This is a genomic window from Neisseria iguanae (assembly GCF_003013245.1).
Classification (GTDB): domain Bacteria; phylum Pseudomonadota; class Gammaproteobacteria; order Burkholderiales; family Neisseriaceae; genus Neisseria; species Neisseria iguanae.
Genome location: NZ_PXYY01000011.1, coordinates 1 through 14,199, shown reverse-complemented (window position 1 = coordinate 14,199; position 14,199 = coordinate 1). Strand labels below are relative to the sequence as shown.

Here is a 14,199-nt window from a genome sequence, read left to right as displayed (position 1 = left end):
GCAGGAATTGCGGTATGCTGAAACCGAATATTTACAAATTTTGATGTAATTTAAATATATCTGGTTGTAAATAAAATAAATTTGTCTTTATGACGCATGAAAAGTGCATAAAGGCCGAGTTGTTGTTTTTTTATTAGAAGAAAAAATTTCAGATTTAAATCTGCTTATTTAAAAATAAGTTTATTAAAAATGAGGAGCGATATATGAATCCCATGTATATCACGTTTGGTTTATACCTGATTGCGGTGTTGCTGATTGGTTTGGCTGCCTATTTTTCCACCCGCAATTTCGACGACTATATTCTCGGCGGCCGCAGCTTGGGCCCTTATGTGACGGCGATGTCGGCCGGGGCATCCGATATGTCCGGATGGTTGCTGATGGGCTTGCCGGGGGCAATTTACGCCGTCGGTTTGAGTGAGGCTTGGATTGCCATCGGCCTGACTATCGGCGCATGGCTCAACTGGCTGCTCGTGTCCGGCCGTTTGCGTGTGCACACCGAATACGCCAACAACGCCTTAACCCTGCCGGATTATTTCTTCCACCGCTTTGGTGCCAAAGGCCAAGCGATGAAGGTGATTTCCGCCATTATTATTTTGTTTTTTTTCACCATTTACTGCGCGTCAGGAGTGGTAGCAGGTGCGCGCTTGTTCCAAAGCCTGTTTGAAGGCATGAGCTACGAAACCGCCATCTGGTTAGGAGCGGGGGCGACCATTGCCTACACCTTTATCGGCGGCTTCTTGGCCGTGAGCTGGACCGATACCGTGCAAGCGACATTGATGTTGTTTGCCCTGATTCTGACCCCTGTGATGGTGTATTTGAGCTTGGACGGTGTGGAGGAAATGAGCGCAGCGGTGCAAGCCGTGGCCGCGACCACCAGCCAAGAATACGGCAGCCTGTTTGCCGGAACCACCTTCTTAGGCATTGTCTCCACCGCAGCATGGGGCTTGGGCTATTTCGGCCAGCCGCACATTTTGGCACGCTTCATGGCGGCTGAAAACGTGAAATCCCTGAAAAGTGCACGCCGTATCGGTATGACTTGGATGATTGTCTGTTTGGCCGGTGCCGTAGCCGTGGGTTATTTCGGTATCGCTTACTTCGGCGGACATCCTGAACAAGTGAGTGCGATGGAAGGCAACAATGAACGTGTGTTCATCGCCTTGGCGACATTATTGTTCAACCCATGGATTGCCGGTGTGATTTTGAGCGCGATTTTGGCCGCAGTGATGTCTACCCTTTCTTGCCAATTGCTGGTGTGTTCAAGTGCGATTACCGAAGATTTCTACAAAGGCTTCCTGCGCCCTGATGCCGAACAAAAAGAATTGGTGTGGGTCGGTCGCATCATGGTATTGGCCGTAGCCGTAATCGCCATTTTGATTGCCGGTAACCCGGGCAGCAAAGTTTTGGGCCTGGTGTCTTACGCATGGGCAGGCTTCGGCGCTGCGTTTGGTCCGGTGGTAATCTTATCCGTATTCTGGAAACGTATGACTGCCAACGGCGCACTGTGGGGCATGGTTACCGGTGCCGTAGTGGTAGTATTGTGGGCAGAATTCACCAATCCGGCACTCAAAGCCGCCGGTATGGCCACCATGTACGAAATCGTACCGGGTTTTATCGCCTGTTGGTTGGTGACTTACATTGTGTCCCTGATGGGCAAAGAGCCTAGCCGCGAAGTGATTGAGAAATTTGAAAAAGCCGATGTGGATTACCGTGCGGAAAGCCGCTTTGAATAGGTGAAAAAGGCCGTCAGAAAAGGAATTTTCAGACGGCCTTTTTCCTGTGTTTCAAATTTTATTTATTGGTTATATTTATGTAGAAAATCATCAAACAAATAGTTACAAGCATGTGGTAATAATAAAAATGGGTCTATTGTGGACATTGGGATTGGTATTTACCCAAATGTTTTTTCCTAGTAACCAAAAAATCTTTTTAAATAACGTCTTATTATCCCTGCTTATATCCGAATAACAGCGACTTTTTGTCAGATTCGACACTATTAACCCCTTTTTTCATTTAAATGTAAATAAAATAGACGGATTGTGTTTCAGGCTGTTATACCTGGTTCTTAGTTTTGGGGCTGTATTAGATTGGCAGTTATGTTACTCATTCGAAAATGAAGATAACACACTGTAAATTATCTGAAAAAGTACAAAAGAAACAACTTGGGTTTTTGTACCCGGAGTTACTGCCCGTCCGGCTGCCGGTTTATTGGATATCCACCCCAATGCAGCAGCGTTGTTTACCGTAAAACCCGTCAGGTTGTTGCCTGCCATTTAACGCTTCAAGCAGATAAAGTTTTTGATGGTTCCGTCGGACTGGATGGGTGGTATTCCGGCGTTCAGTGTAAAGGCAAACGGGATCGCGAAAGCAGCGGGTAAAGCCTCTCCGTATCCGGTATTTTGAAACGGCAGGGTAGGGTTTATTACCGTTGTTGCAGTTTTATAAACATTGACAAAAAATCGCTAAAAGCCTTAAAAAGGATATGCATCAAATTTTATCTTTTTGTTTGTTTTTAGTGATTAAATGAAATGTATACTTCTAATTTTCTTAATCTTATCTTGAATACAGATAGTTATAAAGCATCCCATTGGCTCCAATATCCCCCGAATACAGAATATATTTCTTACTATATTGAAGCGCGTGGGGGAAATTTCGATGTGCTTGCGTTTGGTTTGCAAGCATTTATTAAAGAATATTTACTCAAACCTATCACGCAAAATGATATTGATGAAGCTGAGATTGTCTTGACTGCACACGGCTTACCATTTAATCGTCAAGGTTGGCAACATTTATTGGAGAAATATCGAGGTCTATTACCAATCAAAATCGAAGCCGTACCAGAAGGCACTGTGCTACCTGTCGGAAATGTGATTTGCCAAATTGTAAATACTGATCCTGAGTTTTTTTGGTTAGTTGGCTATTTAGAAACAGCCTTATTGCGTGCGATTTGGTATCCCTCTACAGTGGGGAGTGTGTCATATTTCTGTAAACAAAAAATTAAAGCAGCATTAGAAAAATCATCAGATCGCTTAGAAGGGATTGATTTTAAATTGCACGATTTCGGTGCTCGTGGTGCTTCAAGTTTAGAAACTGTGGCATTAGGTGGCTTAGCACATTTAGTGAATTTTATGGGAACCGACAGTGTGTCTGCACTTGTTGCTGCAAAGCGTTGGTATAACGCTACTACAATGCCTGCGTTTTCGATTCCTGCGGCGGAGCACAGCACAATGACTTCTTGGGGAAAAGAGAGAGAAGTGGATGCTTACCGTAATATGGTTGAGCAATTTGGAGGTGAAAATAAAATTTATTCAGTAGTGTCAGATAGTTATAATCTTTGGAATACTTTAGAAAATATTTGGAGTGCTGAACTAAAAGATCTGGTGGAGTTAAAAGGAGGCACTTTAGTGATTCGCTTGGATAGCGGTGATCCTGTTGAAGTGGTTTGTCGCGCTTTAACGATCTTGGCTGAAGAATTTGGCACGACCTTAAATAGTAAAGGTTATAAAGTCTTGCCTGATTGTGTACGTCTTATTCAGGGTGATGGCATTAATGTGAATTCTTTAGGTAAAATCTTGGAGGCAATTATTGCCAGAGGTTTTAGTGTTGAGAATGTCGCCTTTGGTATGGGCGGCGGATTATTACAGCAAGTAAATCGAGACACAATGAGTTGGGCAATGAAAGCCAGTGCAGTGTGTATTGCGGGTGAATGGTATGATGTCTATAAAGATCCGATTACCAGCCGAGAAAAACGCTCGAAAAGGGGTATCCTTGCCTTAGTGAAACAAGAGAAGGGGTGGCACACGATTGAAAAAAAGGCGCTTGGACAGCAAAAAAATCAGCTTCGCACGGTGTTTCTCAATGGAGAATTATTGATTGATGAACATTTTGATGATATTCGGAAGAGAGCGGTTTTCTAAAATTATGATTAAGTATTCTAGCGACTTTTACCATTCTAAATATCTAATAGGCCTTCAAACAAATGCAGAATCAGATTGATGACGAAGTGGTTTGTACAGAAAAGGCCATCTGAAACATTCAGACGGCCTTTAACGATACGACCGTTATTTAGCGGCTGACGCCGTTAGTTTTGAGCAATTTTATCAATCTGACAGTGCACTTTCTGTTGTTTGGCTTGCTGCGCAAGTTGGTTGCGCATTAGTCCGAACAGCTGCGCTTCCGGATTGCGATTGACTGCGCTGAGTTTGAACAGATAAAACTTATCCTGTAGTTTTACCGGATTGTGTGCCATGCCGCCACGGTCCATCGGCTCAACAATCTTGCTTGGCCATTTCCAGCGGGAATTGATGCGGCATAATAAATTTATTGAACGCTTGCTCGGGATTCGGATAATGCTTTATCAAATCGTCAAACGACAATCCTTGAGCAGCAATGCTTGCGCGGCACGGGTTTCTTGTTCGTTGCATCAGAATCTATCGTAATCCCCTCACCTACTCCAATAGTTGTACAATTTGGATTGGGCTGTGGTCTGTAACGGCCTGACATATTTCCGTTGGGGAAATATGATAGCCACCATCATTTCTACAATCTGCCCTCTTTGAACTGCCAGACGGGGGAGAGACAGGTTGCTGTGGCTTTATCTGTTGCTGTTTACCGATAAAATGACTGCGTGCATACGATTACGCTGCTACGGGCGGCTAACCGTACCGCGCGGCCATTAATGAAAACCCGAATCTGCATAACCTACTGGTTCATTATTTCAAGCACTTGCTGTTAAATTTTCTGTGATTTTCATACAAATCGTAAACATCTTCTGCTTACGCGCTACGGAAGTTTTGCCAAGGCAGATTAGGCTGCTAAGAAGCTGTTTGAATTCATCGCGGTTTTCGATAACCTGATAGGAATCATCGCGGCAGTTGTAAAGAAAACAGATAAGAATATTTCCGCCGAAAGTCGGTCTATTTGTCTATAGACATACGGTAAATCAACAAACCAGCCGCTTTCCACCCATGCGAAACCCAACCGCTCTTGCCAACCAAAACTTTAAATTGATACTTATCGTATTTCTTTAACTTTAAAAACTTCCTAAAATCGGCTCTGAAAAAACAGGGGTGATTTAAATATCAAAATAATCAAAATGCAAAACAATGCCCCTAAAAAAATATAAAAATATTTTGACTGTGTTTCGGCAAATCTGCTATTTTTATCTGACTTTATTTTTAAAGCTGCGCAGGTACTGTTAGCAGCGTGCTTTTGGCATCGTAACTGTACGGATGCTGTTTATGCCGTCTGAAACTTATATATTTTTTCAGACGGCTTTTTGTTGTTTGAGTTTAAGGTTGCTGCTTTTCATTTACTGTATCAAAGTTCACTGTACCAATCCACCGAACAAATCCAGTCAATCCGGATTATCTTCTTCAATCAAGCGGATTTTCCATTCGCGCCGCCATTTTTTCATGGCTTTTTCTTTGGCAATCGCTTGCGGCATGCTTTCAAAAAATTCATACCACACTGATTTTGTACAAATCGTTATCGGTGGTGTCGCGTTCCAGATATTGCGCATAATTAGGTGGCATAAAACTGGGCTTTCATGGTTTTAAATTGGTTTCGGACTTCGGGGTCTTTATCCAATTCGGCCTTAAGGGCTTCGTTTTTCAACACTTCAAACGCCTGCAATTAACGTACCATATATATCCTTGCGGATGGAGGCACCATTTGGTTTGGATTTTGATCGGTTGGGTGCAACATTTACTTCACCATCCTGTTGAAGCGTTCGGCAGAGATTTCAGGCGTTTTGGCAATCGCAAGTCCGGCCAAAGAATACCGGCAACTGCCGTTTGATACTTCATCATCAACTCCGTCATTGACTATTTGGCCGGTTTGATATTGGCTTTTTGCAGCAGCGATTGCACCGATGCATCAATGCGTGCAGCCTGCAAATCACGGGCAATGCCGTTTTTCGCCTGCTCGTAAGTCGGCAAGGTGATGTTGCGGCGGTCGTTTACATAGAATACGCTGTAAACATTGCCGTTTTGCAGCGGCTTGGCCGTGAAACCGCCTTTTTTAAGGTCTTTAACTGCGTTGTACAAAGGCGGCGCAGATTGCTTCAAATCTTTGAGCGGCACATAAGCATTAGGAATGCCACCGGCTTGTTTGGCCTGCTCGTCAACTGAATATTGTTCCAGCATGCTGCGGAAGCTTTTTTTCGCTTTCAAACCGGCGATCGCTTTTTCGGCATTGGTGCTGTTGGTGGTGGCGATTTCGCCCAATTGCACTTCCTGCGTACCTTTATAGAACTTGCTGAAATCGTCGTAAGCGGCTTTCACGTCTTTTTCCTGTACCGGATTTTGTTTGGCCGTATGAGCGGCATAGGCTTGGCCTAATAATTCGCCTTCAAATACCGCCCATTCGGTTTTGAAGTTGGCTTTTTTAGACGCCCCGCTTTTATCGGCAGCCGTACGTGCTTGTTGCAGGGCTTGTTTGTATTCCGCACTTTGGTCTAATTTCAAGCGTTTGGCTTCTTGTCCGACCACGGTTGAAATTACTTGACGTTCGGTCAGGTCGCGACGCAGGGCAGGAGTGTCCCGGATTTCGCTGTTTTCTGCGCGGATAGCCTTCACTTGGGCATCAATCACGCTGCTGTCGATGGCCTGGCCGTTGACGGTGACCAAAGTTTGAGCCAACAGGCTGCCTGAAGTGAGGGCAAACAAGACTGCCGAAGCAAAATAAGTTTTTTTCATAAGTTTCTCGATTATGTTGTCAAATCAATTAAAATATTCATCAGGGGTGACGGCCTTGATGCTCAAGGCATGAATCAGGCCGTCTGAAAATAAATCGTGTAATAAGGTTTTCACCATACGTTGGCGGTTGAGGCGGCTGAGATCACGAAATATTTCACTCACAATCACAACCGCATAATGCCCGCCGCCTTTATTGCTTGCATGGCCGATATGGAGATGGCTTTCGTCTTCAAATTCAAAAAACTGGTAGTCCAAACTTTTCAGGCGGCCTTCGATTTCTACCTTCATATCCATGATTTACAGACCAAATACCGGTATGAACGGTTTGATTAAAATTTCTTCGTAAACGCCGGCGTCAACGTAAGGATCTTTTTCCGCCCATTCCTGCGCCGCGTCCAGCGATTCGAATTGCGCGATAATCAGGCTGCCGGAAACGCGCTCCGGATCATCCGGTAAGGGATTCGGGCCTGCTGCCAGCAGGCGGCCTTCGGCTTTTAAGGCTTCCAAGCGTTGTAAATGGTTAGGGCGCGCTACCATACGGGCATCGTGTACGCCGTCGCCGTCGGTAGCCAATAACATGAAATATTGCATTAAATATCCTTAATTATGAATCGATTTCGAAATCAGCTGATACTGAAGATTGGGCTTCAGACGGCATGATATTGAAAGGTCGTCTGTAAGCGTTTATTTTATCACAGCTCCAAGCGTTTTATAATTGATTCTCGTTTTATGATTCTTAAAAAAATGACAATCAATCTTAACAAAAAATCATGTCCCATCATAATAATAGACCTGCCGATTTTTTTGCATCTTTTTCCCAGTTATCAGGCAGCAGCTTTTCATTTGGGTGCACAACATTTGCATATTTTAAATACGAAACCGTTTTCAGACGGCTTGCCGCATTGATGAATCGGATGAGTACCCGAATATACTCTGTAAATCCCGATGTATTTGTAAAAAAGAAACGATAATAGCGATAAAGTTACAATTTTCCTGCCAATTTTTAACCTAATTTATTCAGATGACTTGGCAGACAGGTACTTTAGAATATATCATCACAAAGTATACAGTTTAAGCACGGATTATGCAGCCGGGCTGCAATTTCAAACAGGGGATTAAGTTTTGAAAAACCATCATAAAATTAAATTAATCGCCGCTTCCGTGGCATTTATGACGTCATTTACTGCCATGGCCGGGTTGGGCGGTTTGAACGTCCATTCGCATTTGGGCGAACCTTTTTCAGGCACTATCATCGTCACAGGCGAAGAAGCCAAAGCCTTGTCCAACGGAAGCAAGGCCTTGATTTCAAACAGTAATTTACGTACCAGCATCCGTGAAAGAAGCAGTGATAAGGCAGTGGTGAATATCCGTTCGTTTAAGCCGATTCAAGATCCCGTATTGATTTTCCAAGTCGGTGTGGGTTCACAATCACGCGAATACACCGCCATTATCGATCCGGCAGGTTACAATTCAAAAACCGACAGTGCCGCAACCCGTGTGCAAGAAAATAATCCGGCCAACCGAGTAGAAGCTGCCCCGGCCGCTGCTTCGATTGGCCGCCAAACTGCCCGCAACCGTGATACCCGCGACGATAATACTCCTGCCGCCCGCAACGACAAACCGGTGCGCCGTGCCGCCATCGACAATAACAATAAAGTTGCCAAACCGGAACCACAACAACAATACAGCGGTATCGTTTACGGCAAACACCACTTGGTACGCCAAGGCGAAACGCTGACCGGTATTGCCAGCCGTGTGCGCCCGCAAGGCATGACCTTGGCGCAAACCGTTCAGGCTTTGGTCAATGCCAACCCTGATGTATTTGTCGATAATGATGCCGACCGCATGTTGGCCGGTAAGGTCTTGGGCATTCCAAATCGTGGCGAATTCCAAAATTATGCCGACCAAGCCGCTCCGGCGGGCAAACCGGTAGAAATGCAACCAGCAGCGACCGAACCGATAGATGCGCCGAAAGAAACGGCTGCTTCTGCGGTGGCCACGCATGCCGTCACCGAGGCGGCTGCCCTGACCGAAGACCAAGCTGCTTCTCAAGCAGAACCGGCTGTAGTTGCCGCTTCCGAAGCGGTGGATAACAACGCAGCGATGGCGGCTTCAGAGCCGGCTGTTGTCTCTGAAGCCGGCGGTGCAGTAGAACCAGCTGCTCCGACAGTACCAGCTGCGCAACAGGAAGAAACTGCCGAATCAAGCGACAACAGCTTGTGGCGTTGGTTGCTGTTGGGTGGTGCGGCTTTAATCGCACTGTTCTTCTTGTCTAAATTATTGGGCAAACGCAAAGCCGAGCCGGAGAAAGAAGCTGTGCAGCCTGTGGTTAACGAAGAAATATTCGAATCTGAAGTTCACGCCACTGAATGCAAACCGTTGCCCAAATCAGAGCACCCCGTTTCTAATGCAGCCAAAACCGCAGCAGCCGTTGCCGGAGTAGGCACAGCAGCTGCTTATGCGGCTAAAAAGGCTGATGACGAATTGGAAGTGGAGGATGATTTCGGTGACGACATATTCTTTACTAAGGCACCAGAAACGCCGGTTGCCAAACAAGGCGATGTCGATGTTGATTTAAATGCCATCGATACCACCCAAGCCGCGATTGTATCTGGTGCGGTGACCCATGATGAAGAAACCGAAAAACGCCGCAATGTGGATTGGGACAGCATCGAATCCACCGAAAGCGTTTACGAGCCTGAGTCTGAAAACCCTTATGCAGCAGTCGAAGCTGCCGTTATTGAAGAAACGACAGCGCCTATTGTCGAAGATTTTATGACCGACCAGCCGTCTGAACGCGAATCTTGGGATTTTGAAGTTGGAGAAACCAAGGCGGAAATTAAAGAAAATGAATGGGATTTCTGTGCGGGAGAGACTAAGGCTGAAGTAGAAGCTGTCGAAAGCGATTTGGCTACAGTTACCCCGGCCGTATTGGCCGAGGCAACTGATGGTGCTGTTAACTTTGACGCAGCAAAATCTGATAAAGAAGAGCCTTTAGAATTTACTCAGCCGGAAATGGAACAAGAGCCGGTGGCAGATGCGACATTCGAGCCAAGCCCTGAACTACGCAATGAGGCAGTAGATGCAGAAGCAGCGGCCGAGCCTGAATTGTTCGATATTCAGCAAACCGAAGCTTTGTCATTCGAAGATGTGGATGATCTCAACCCTGAAGTTGCGCAAGTGGCTGATGCCGATGAAACCATTGAATGGGACAGCATTGCCGTCGCCGATACGGTAGACAGCAGCCGTCGCGAATCAGGATTCATTTCAGAATCTGTCGGCATGACTGCGCCGTTGGAAGCTAAATATGACTTGGCGAAAATGTATGTCGAAATCGGCGATCCTGAAGCCGCCCGCGAAACCTTGAAAGAGCTGCTTGAAGAGTCGGACGGTGCTATTTCGGCCAAAGCGAAAACCATGCTTGAAGAATTAGATGTATAAGCCGTCGTTATCACTTAAGCACAAATAAAGATGCTGTTTTTCAGACGGCATCTTTTTTCTTTATACAAAATACAAAAATTCATCAATCAAATCATCAGATTCCACTATGCCAGAAAATCCCAATAAGCAACGATGGGCATTGACCTTGTCTTATGACGGCAGCCGCTTTTTCGGTTGGCAAAAACAGGCAGGTTCCGTGGCGACGGTTCAGACGGCTTTAGAACACGCCATCAGCCTGGTTGCCGGAGAACCTGTTTCGGTTGTTGTTGCCGGACGTACTGATACCGGCGTCCATGCCACTGCACAAGTCGTTCATTTTGATACCTGCGCCCACCGTCCGGCACAAGCTTGGATAAGAGGGGCTAACGCCCATTTGCCGCAAGGTATTGCTGTATGGTACGCGCAAGCGGTTGCACCGCATTTCCATGCCCGCTTTGATGCCTATGGCCGGCATTACCGTTACCTGTTGCAATCCGCGCCTGTTCGTTCCCCGATTTTGGTTGGTAAAGTAGGTTGGACGCATTTGGATTTGGATATTACGCTGATGCAGCAGGCAGCCAAATTTTTAGAAGGCAAAAAAGATTTTTCCAGTTTTCGCGCTTCCATATGTCAGGCAAAATCCCCGATTAAAACACTATACAGTGCCAAGATCAGCGGCACGCCTGCATTCTTAAAGCTGGATTTGCACGGCAGTGCTTTCCTGCATCATATGGTGCGCAATATCATGGGGGCGTTGGTATATGTAGGCAACAAGAAGCTCAGTGTAGAAGGCTTCGCACGGTTGGTAGAAGAGAAAAGCCGCCTGAAAGCTCCGCCCACATTTATGCCTGACGGCTTGTATCTGACTGGTGTCGATTATCCGGATGAATTCAATATCATCAAGGCGGACATACCGGTTTGGTTGTAAATTATTAAATAGCGTTATGGGTATATCATTTTTAAACTGAAAAATACATCATAAAATAAGGATAGATATTGCTTTGTGCTAAGTAAAGAGAAATCAATCAAAGAATCTGTGTTGTAAAAATGCACAATAACTTCTATATAAATTAATTATTGATTTATAGGTATTTTTTTTTATTTTATGAAGGCGGATTTAAAGTTTTTTTCGTGAGGGTAAATGGGTTGTTGTCTATAAAGTTTGTTTTTTTAGAAGGGAACAATTATAGTGACACTCATGGAATCGCTGATTCCAGCGATAAATGTAAGGCCTAAGCGGATTTATTTGGTCTGCTTAAGTTATTTTTCATGACAGAAAAAGGAATACAGCAATGAAAAAATCTCTGATTGCTCTGACTTTGGCAACTTTGCCTGTTGCAGCTATAGCTGATGTGACTTTGTACGGTCAAATCAAAGCCGGTGTCGAAGTTTCTCGTGTTAAAGCTACTATTGACGGTGTATCAAGAAAAACTGCAACTGCAACTGAAGTTGCTGACTTCGGTTCACGTATCGGTTTCAAAGGTCATGAGCACCTGTCTAACAACTTGAACGCAATTTGGCAATTGGAGCAAAAAGCTTCTGTAGCCGGTACTAATTCAGGCTGGGGTACTCGCGAATCATTCATTGGTTTGGAGGGTGGTTTTGGTAAAATCCGTGTCGGTAAATTGAACAGTACCATCAAGGATGTTGATGCAATTGACCCATGGGAATATAGCAACAACGCTTTGGGTATGGGTGTATTTACCCGTAATGATAAGCGTGCTGTATCTGCTCGTTACGACTCTCCAGTATTCGGTGGTTTCAGTGCCAGCGTACAATACGTGCCGCGCGACAACGAAAATGCCGATGATAAGTATACTCACCGCTATCCATCTCAAGATACTTACTACGCCGGTTTGAACTATGAAAATTCTGGTTTCTTTGGCCAATATGCTGGTGGTTACCGTAAACACACCTTGAATGCCGATAAAAATGCTGCAATTGCTAAAGGTGCTGGTCAATTACACCGTTTGCAAGCTGGTTATGATGCAAATAACTTGTTGTTGGTTGTTGCTGGTCAATACGGTAAGAACTGGGAAACTGTTGGCGAGTATGCTAACGCCTTGTCTAATGGTGTGATTGATGCTTCTGCAAGTAATGAAGCAATTGAGACTACCGAAGTTGCAGCTACTGCCGCTTATCGTTTCGGTAACGTAACTCCACGTGTTTCTTACGCACATGGCTTTAAACCAAAAATTGACGGTAAGAAACAAAACGGTACTCAATATAATCAAGTGGTTGTAGGTGCTGACTATGACTTCTCTAAACGTACTACTGCTATGATTTCTGCTGGTTGGTTGAAAGCTGGTAGCGGTAATAACAAGGCTGAAAATACTGCCGGTTTGGTTGGTTTACGTCACAAATTTTAATCTGAATAGATTGGTTTAAAGAAAAGAGCCTGCTTTGTTAGGCTCTTTTTTTATTGTTTGAGAAAAATGGTTGAGTGGGTGGTTAATTAAAATAGTGTTGCTATACTAATACTGTAAAGGCAGAGATGAATAGCCATTTTCTGAAATAGTTGTTTTTTTTTTTCGGGGGCAGTAGATGAAGTCGGATTGCTGCGTTCTGAACCATGATGGAAAATGTGAAAAATATAGTCAAAGAAAAACAGACATGACACACCAACCTTTATGACGGCATACTCAAAAGACCATCGGCAAAACCACCATTCAAAACCGGAAAAAACAACCGGAGCGAAAAACCGTCACGGCTCGCAAAGGGAAGACACGGCCTTACAATGCCAAGATGCAGAACGATACCCCGACGATTACCAACGGGAAAGAGCGGTTCGCTTTAACTGCACCCAACGGGCGATTGGCATTGTACGGCAGCGACTCAAAATCACGAAAAAAAGATTTTGAACCACCCGCCAACTGATGAAAACAAACGCACCCGCTCCTTGGCGCAATGACAAACTGACGGACAAAGCAACAGACCCATTGTTTATCTTGGCGATCGCATAACTACCGGCCTTACGCCTATACAGCCAAAGGTTAAAAGCCTTATGACACACACACAACCGGCAACTGAAAAACATGGCCAATGCGGTTGGAACGGTTCATAACGGTCCATTACTTTCAGCGGGTTTGTATGACTGCCGTATGAACAGCAATATGTGAAAACGCCGTTCTTGCCGCCGTTGCCACAAAACAGTGTGATTGTCACGGGCAATGCCTCATTTCATAAAAGACAGGATAGGCGAAACCCATCAAGAATACAGGTCATGATATTTTTGGTTAACGCCTTACCGCCCTGACTTTGGTCTGATTAAAAAAACGGGCGTGGATGAAGCAGAAGGATGGGACAGTTAGATTGTATTGATCCGTTATGCTTCTATGTTTATGTGGATTTGTGCCATTTTTTAATTTTGGGGGCTGACATAGATTAACCTCAAACACCACACCATTGCCGCAGCATTTCAAGCTGCCCGGACAGTACGCCAAAGTCAAAGCGGAACCCGCATCCTTTCAAGGACAGCGGGCAAGATTTACGGCCAACCTCATTGTATTTGCGCAAGACGTACCTAGCCCGGTTCCAACAATTTCCAATGCCGCCGATAGGGTTTTGACGGTCTGCAAAAAGCTGTGAACGGTTGATGCGCTGATGCGCGAACCTGCCCGTATCAAGCACGCCACAGCCCCTGTCACTACCGGTATAAACAATGCTGTCAGGTGTTGTTTGCTGTTTGATAACCGGAAATAAGGCATCCTTCCCGTTATCCCCCACAACGGCGGTACCAACCTTTCCCTGCCGCTTTTAAGGCCGGATACAGCCGTTTTCCCTGCTGCCGCGCGTCCGCGTTTACCTTTACGCCGACCGCCGAAACAACCTCCGTCCGGCCCGGTGGGGCCTCTGAAAACCCCGCCGGCTTCCTGCGCCAAATGACAGGCAGCCGCTTGGCGGGTTTTGCGGTAGGACAACATAGCCCAACCGGGTTGGATACCCAAAATATCAGCGGCTGCACGGGCTGTGGCTTCCGGTACGAAAAACTGGAGGAGTTTTCTTTGTGGATTATTTGTTAATTTACAATTGGTTATCTTAATTTTTGCCGTCTGACATGACTACTAATCTACTTCAGCCCCAA

Annotated in this window: 10 protein-coding genes and 2 pseudogenes; 5 read left to right on the top strand and 7 right to left on the bottom strand. The window is 45.3% G+C overall.

Features of this window, described 5'->3' with window-relative positions; all coding sequences use genetic code 11:
* The first annotated feature begins 203 nt into the window (after positions 1 to 203).
* Positions 204 to 1,730, top strand: coding sequence for a sodium/proline symporter PutP (gene putP / locus C7N83_RS03105; RefSeq protein ID WP_106740561.1), 1,527 nt, complete (start codon positions 204 to 206; stop codon positions 1,728 to 1,730).
* Positions 1,731 to 2,525: 795 nt separating this feature from the next.
* The gene (locus tag C7N83_RS03100) at positions 2,526 to 3,914 is read left to right on the top strand and encodes a nicotinate phosphoribosyltransferase (RefSeq protein ID WP_106740559.1); all 1,389 of its coding nucleotides are present in this window, start codon (positions 2,526 to 2,528) and stop codon (positions 3,912 to 3,914) included.
* A 164-nt stretch (positions 3,915 to 4,078) separates the two neighbouring features.
* Here C7N83_RS03100 and C7N83_RS03095 read toward each other — a convergent pair whose 3' ends face one another.
* The 6 genes and pseudogenes from C7N83_RS03095 to C7N83_RS03075 form a co-directional block, all read right to left on the bottom strand.
* Positions 4,079 to 4,261 (bottom strand): hypothetical protein, encoded by a 183-nt coding sequence (locus C7N83_RS03095; protein ID WP_106740557.1) that lies wholly within the window; start codon positions 4,259 to 4,261, stop codon positions 4,079 to 4,081.
* Positions 4,262 to 4,265: 4 nt separating this feature from the next.
* Entirely contained in the window at positions 4,266 to 4,421 is a 156-nt protein-coding gene (locus C7N83_RS14520; RefSeq protein ID WP_170064781.1) for a hypothetical protein, read from the bottom strand.
* Between the two features lie 932 nt (positions 4,422 to 5,353).
* Positions 5,354 to 5,467, bottom strand: a pseudogene (locus C7N83_RS03090) (GIY-YIG nuclease family protein); the annotation flags it as partial.
* Between the two features lie 355 nt (positions 5,468 to 5,822).
* Positions 5,823 to 6,695 carry a peptidylprolyl isomerase gene (locus C7N83_RS03085; protein WP_106740555.1) on the bottom strand — a complete coding sequence of 291 codons (873 nt, stop codon included), beginning with the start codon at positions 6,693 to 6,695 and terminating at the stop codon, positions 5,823 to 5,825.
* Between the two features lie 24 nt (positions 6,696 to 6,719).
* Entirely contained in the window at positions 6,720 to 6,989 is a 270-nt protein-coding gene (locus C7N83_RS03080) for a BolA family protein (RefSeq protein ID WP_106740553.1), read from the bottom strand.
* A gap of 3 nt (positions 6,990 to 6,992) precedes the next feature.
* Positions 6,993 to 7,286 carry a YciI family protein gene (locus C7N83_RS03075; protein WP_106740552.1) on the bottom strand — a complete coding sequence of 98 codons (294 nt, stop codon included), beginning with the start codon at positions 7,284 to 7,286 and terminating at the stop codon, positions 6,993 to 6,995.
* Positions 7,287 to 7,817: 531 nt separating this feature from the next.
* Between C7N83_RS03075 and C7N83_RS03070 the strand changes: the two genes are divergently transcribed.
* The 3 genes from C7N83_RS03070 to porB all read left to right on the top strand — a co-directional run bounded on the left by C7N83_RS03070 (position 7,818) and on the right by porB (position 12,484).
* Positions 7,818 to 10,136, top strand: a complete 2,319-nt coding sequence (locus tag C7N83_RS03070) for a motility hub landmark protein FimV (protein ID WP_106740550.1) — start codon at positions 7,818 to 7,820, stop codon at positions 10,134 to 10,136.
* Positions 10,137 to 10,242: 106 nt separating this feature from the next.
* Entirely contained in the window at positions 10,243 to 11,043 is an 801-nt protein-coding gene (truA, locus tag C7N83_RS03065) for a tRNA pseudouridine(38-40) synthase TruA (RefSeq protein ID WP_106740548.1), read from the top strand.
* 364 nt (positions 11,044 to 11,407) lie between these two features.
* Positions 11,408 to 12,484 (top strand): trimeric porin PorB, encoded by a 1,077-nt coding sequence (porB, locus tag C7N83_RS03055; protein WP_106740547.1) that lies wholly within the window; start codon positions 11,408 to 11,410, stop codon positions 12,482 to 12,484.
* A gap of 1,021 nt (positions 12,485 to 13,505) precedes the next feature.
* On the opposite strand, the pseudogene C7N83_RS03050 reads toward porB, so the two are convergent.
* Positions 13,506 to 14,158 (bottom strand): annotated as a pseudogene (locus tag C7N83_RS03050) (transposase).
* Positions 14,159 to 14,199: the final 41 nt, after the last annotated feature.

Coding starts and splice junctions, on each gene's coding strand:
- C7N83_RS03100 (WP_106740559.1), top strand. CDS start 2,526: ATGTATACTTCTAATTTTCTTAATCTTATCTTGAATACAGATAGTTAT.
- C7N83_RS03085 (WP_106740555.1), bottom strand. CDS start 6,695: ATGAAAAAAACTTATTTTGCTTCGGCAGTCTTGTTTGCCCTCACTTCA.
- C7N83_RS03095 (WP_106740557.1), bottom strand. CDS start 4,261: ATGGACCGTGGCGGCATGGCACACAATCCGGTAAAACTACAGGATAAG.
- C7N83_RS03080 (WP_106740553.1), bottom strand. CDS start 6,989: ATGGATATGAAGGTAGAAATCGAAGGCCGCCTGAAAAGTTTGGACTAC.
- truA (WP_106740548.1), top strand. CDS start 10,243: ATGCCAGAAAATCCCAATAAGCAACGATGGGCATTGACCTTGTCTTAT.
- C7N83_RS14520 (WP_170064781.1), bottom strand. CDS start 4,421: ATGCAACGAACAAGAAACCCGTGCCGCGCAAGCATTGCTGCTCAAGGA.
- porB (WP_106740547.1), top strand. CDS start 11,408: ATGAAAAAATCTCTGATTGCTCTGACTTTGGCAACTTTGCCTGTTGCA.
- C7N83_RS03075 (WP_106740552.1), bottom strand. CDS start 7,286: ATGCAATATTTCATGTTATTGGCTACCGACGGCGACGGCGTACACGAT.
- putP (WP_106740561.1), top strand. CDS start 204: ATGAATCCCATGTATATCACGTTTGGTTTATACCTGATTGCGGTGTTG.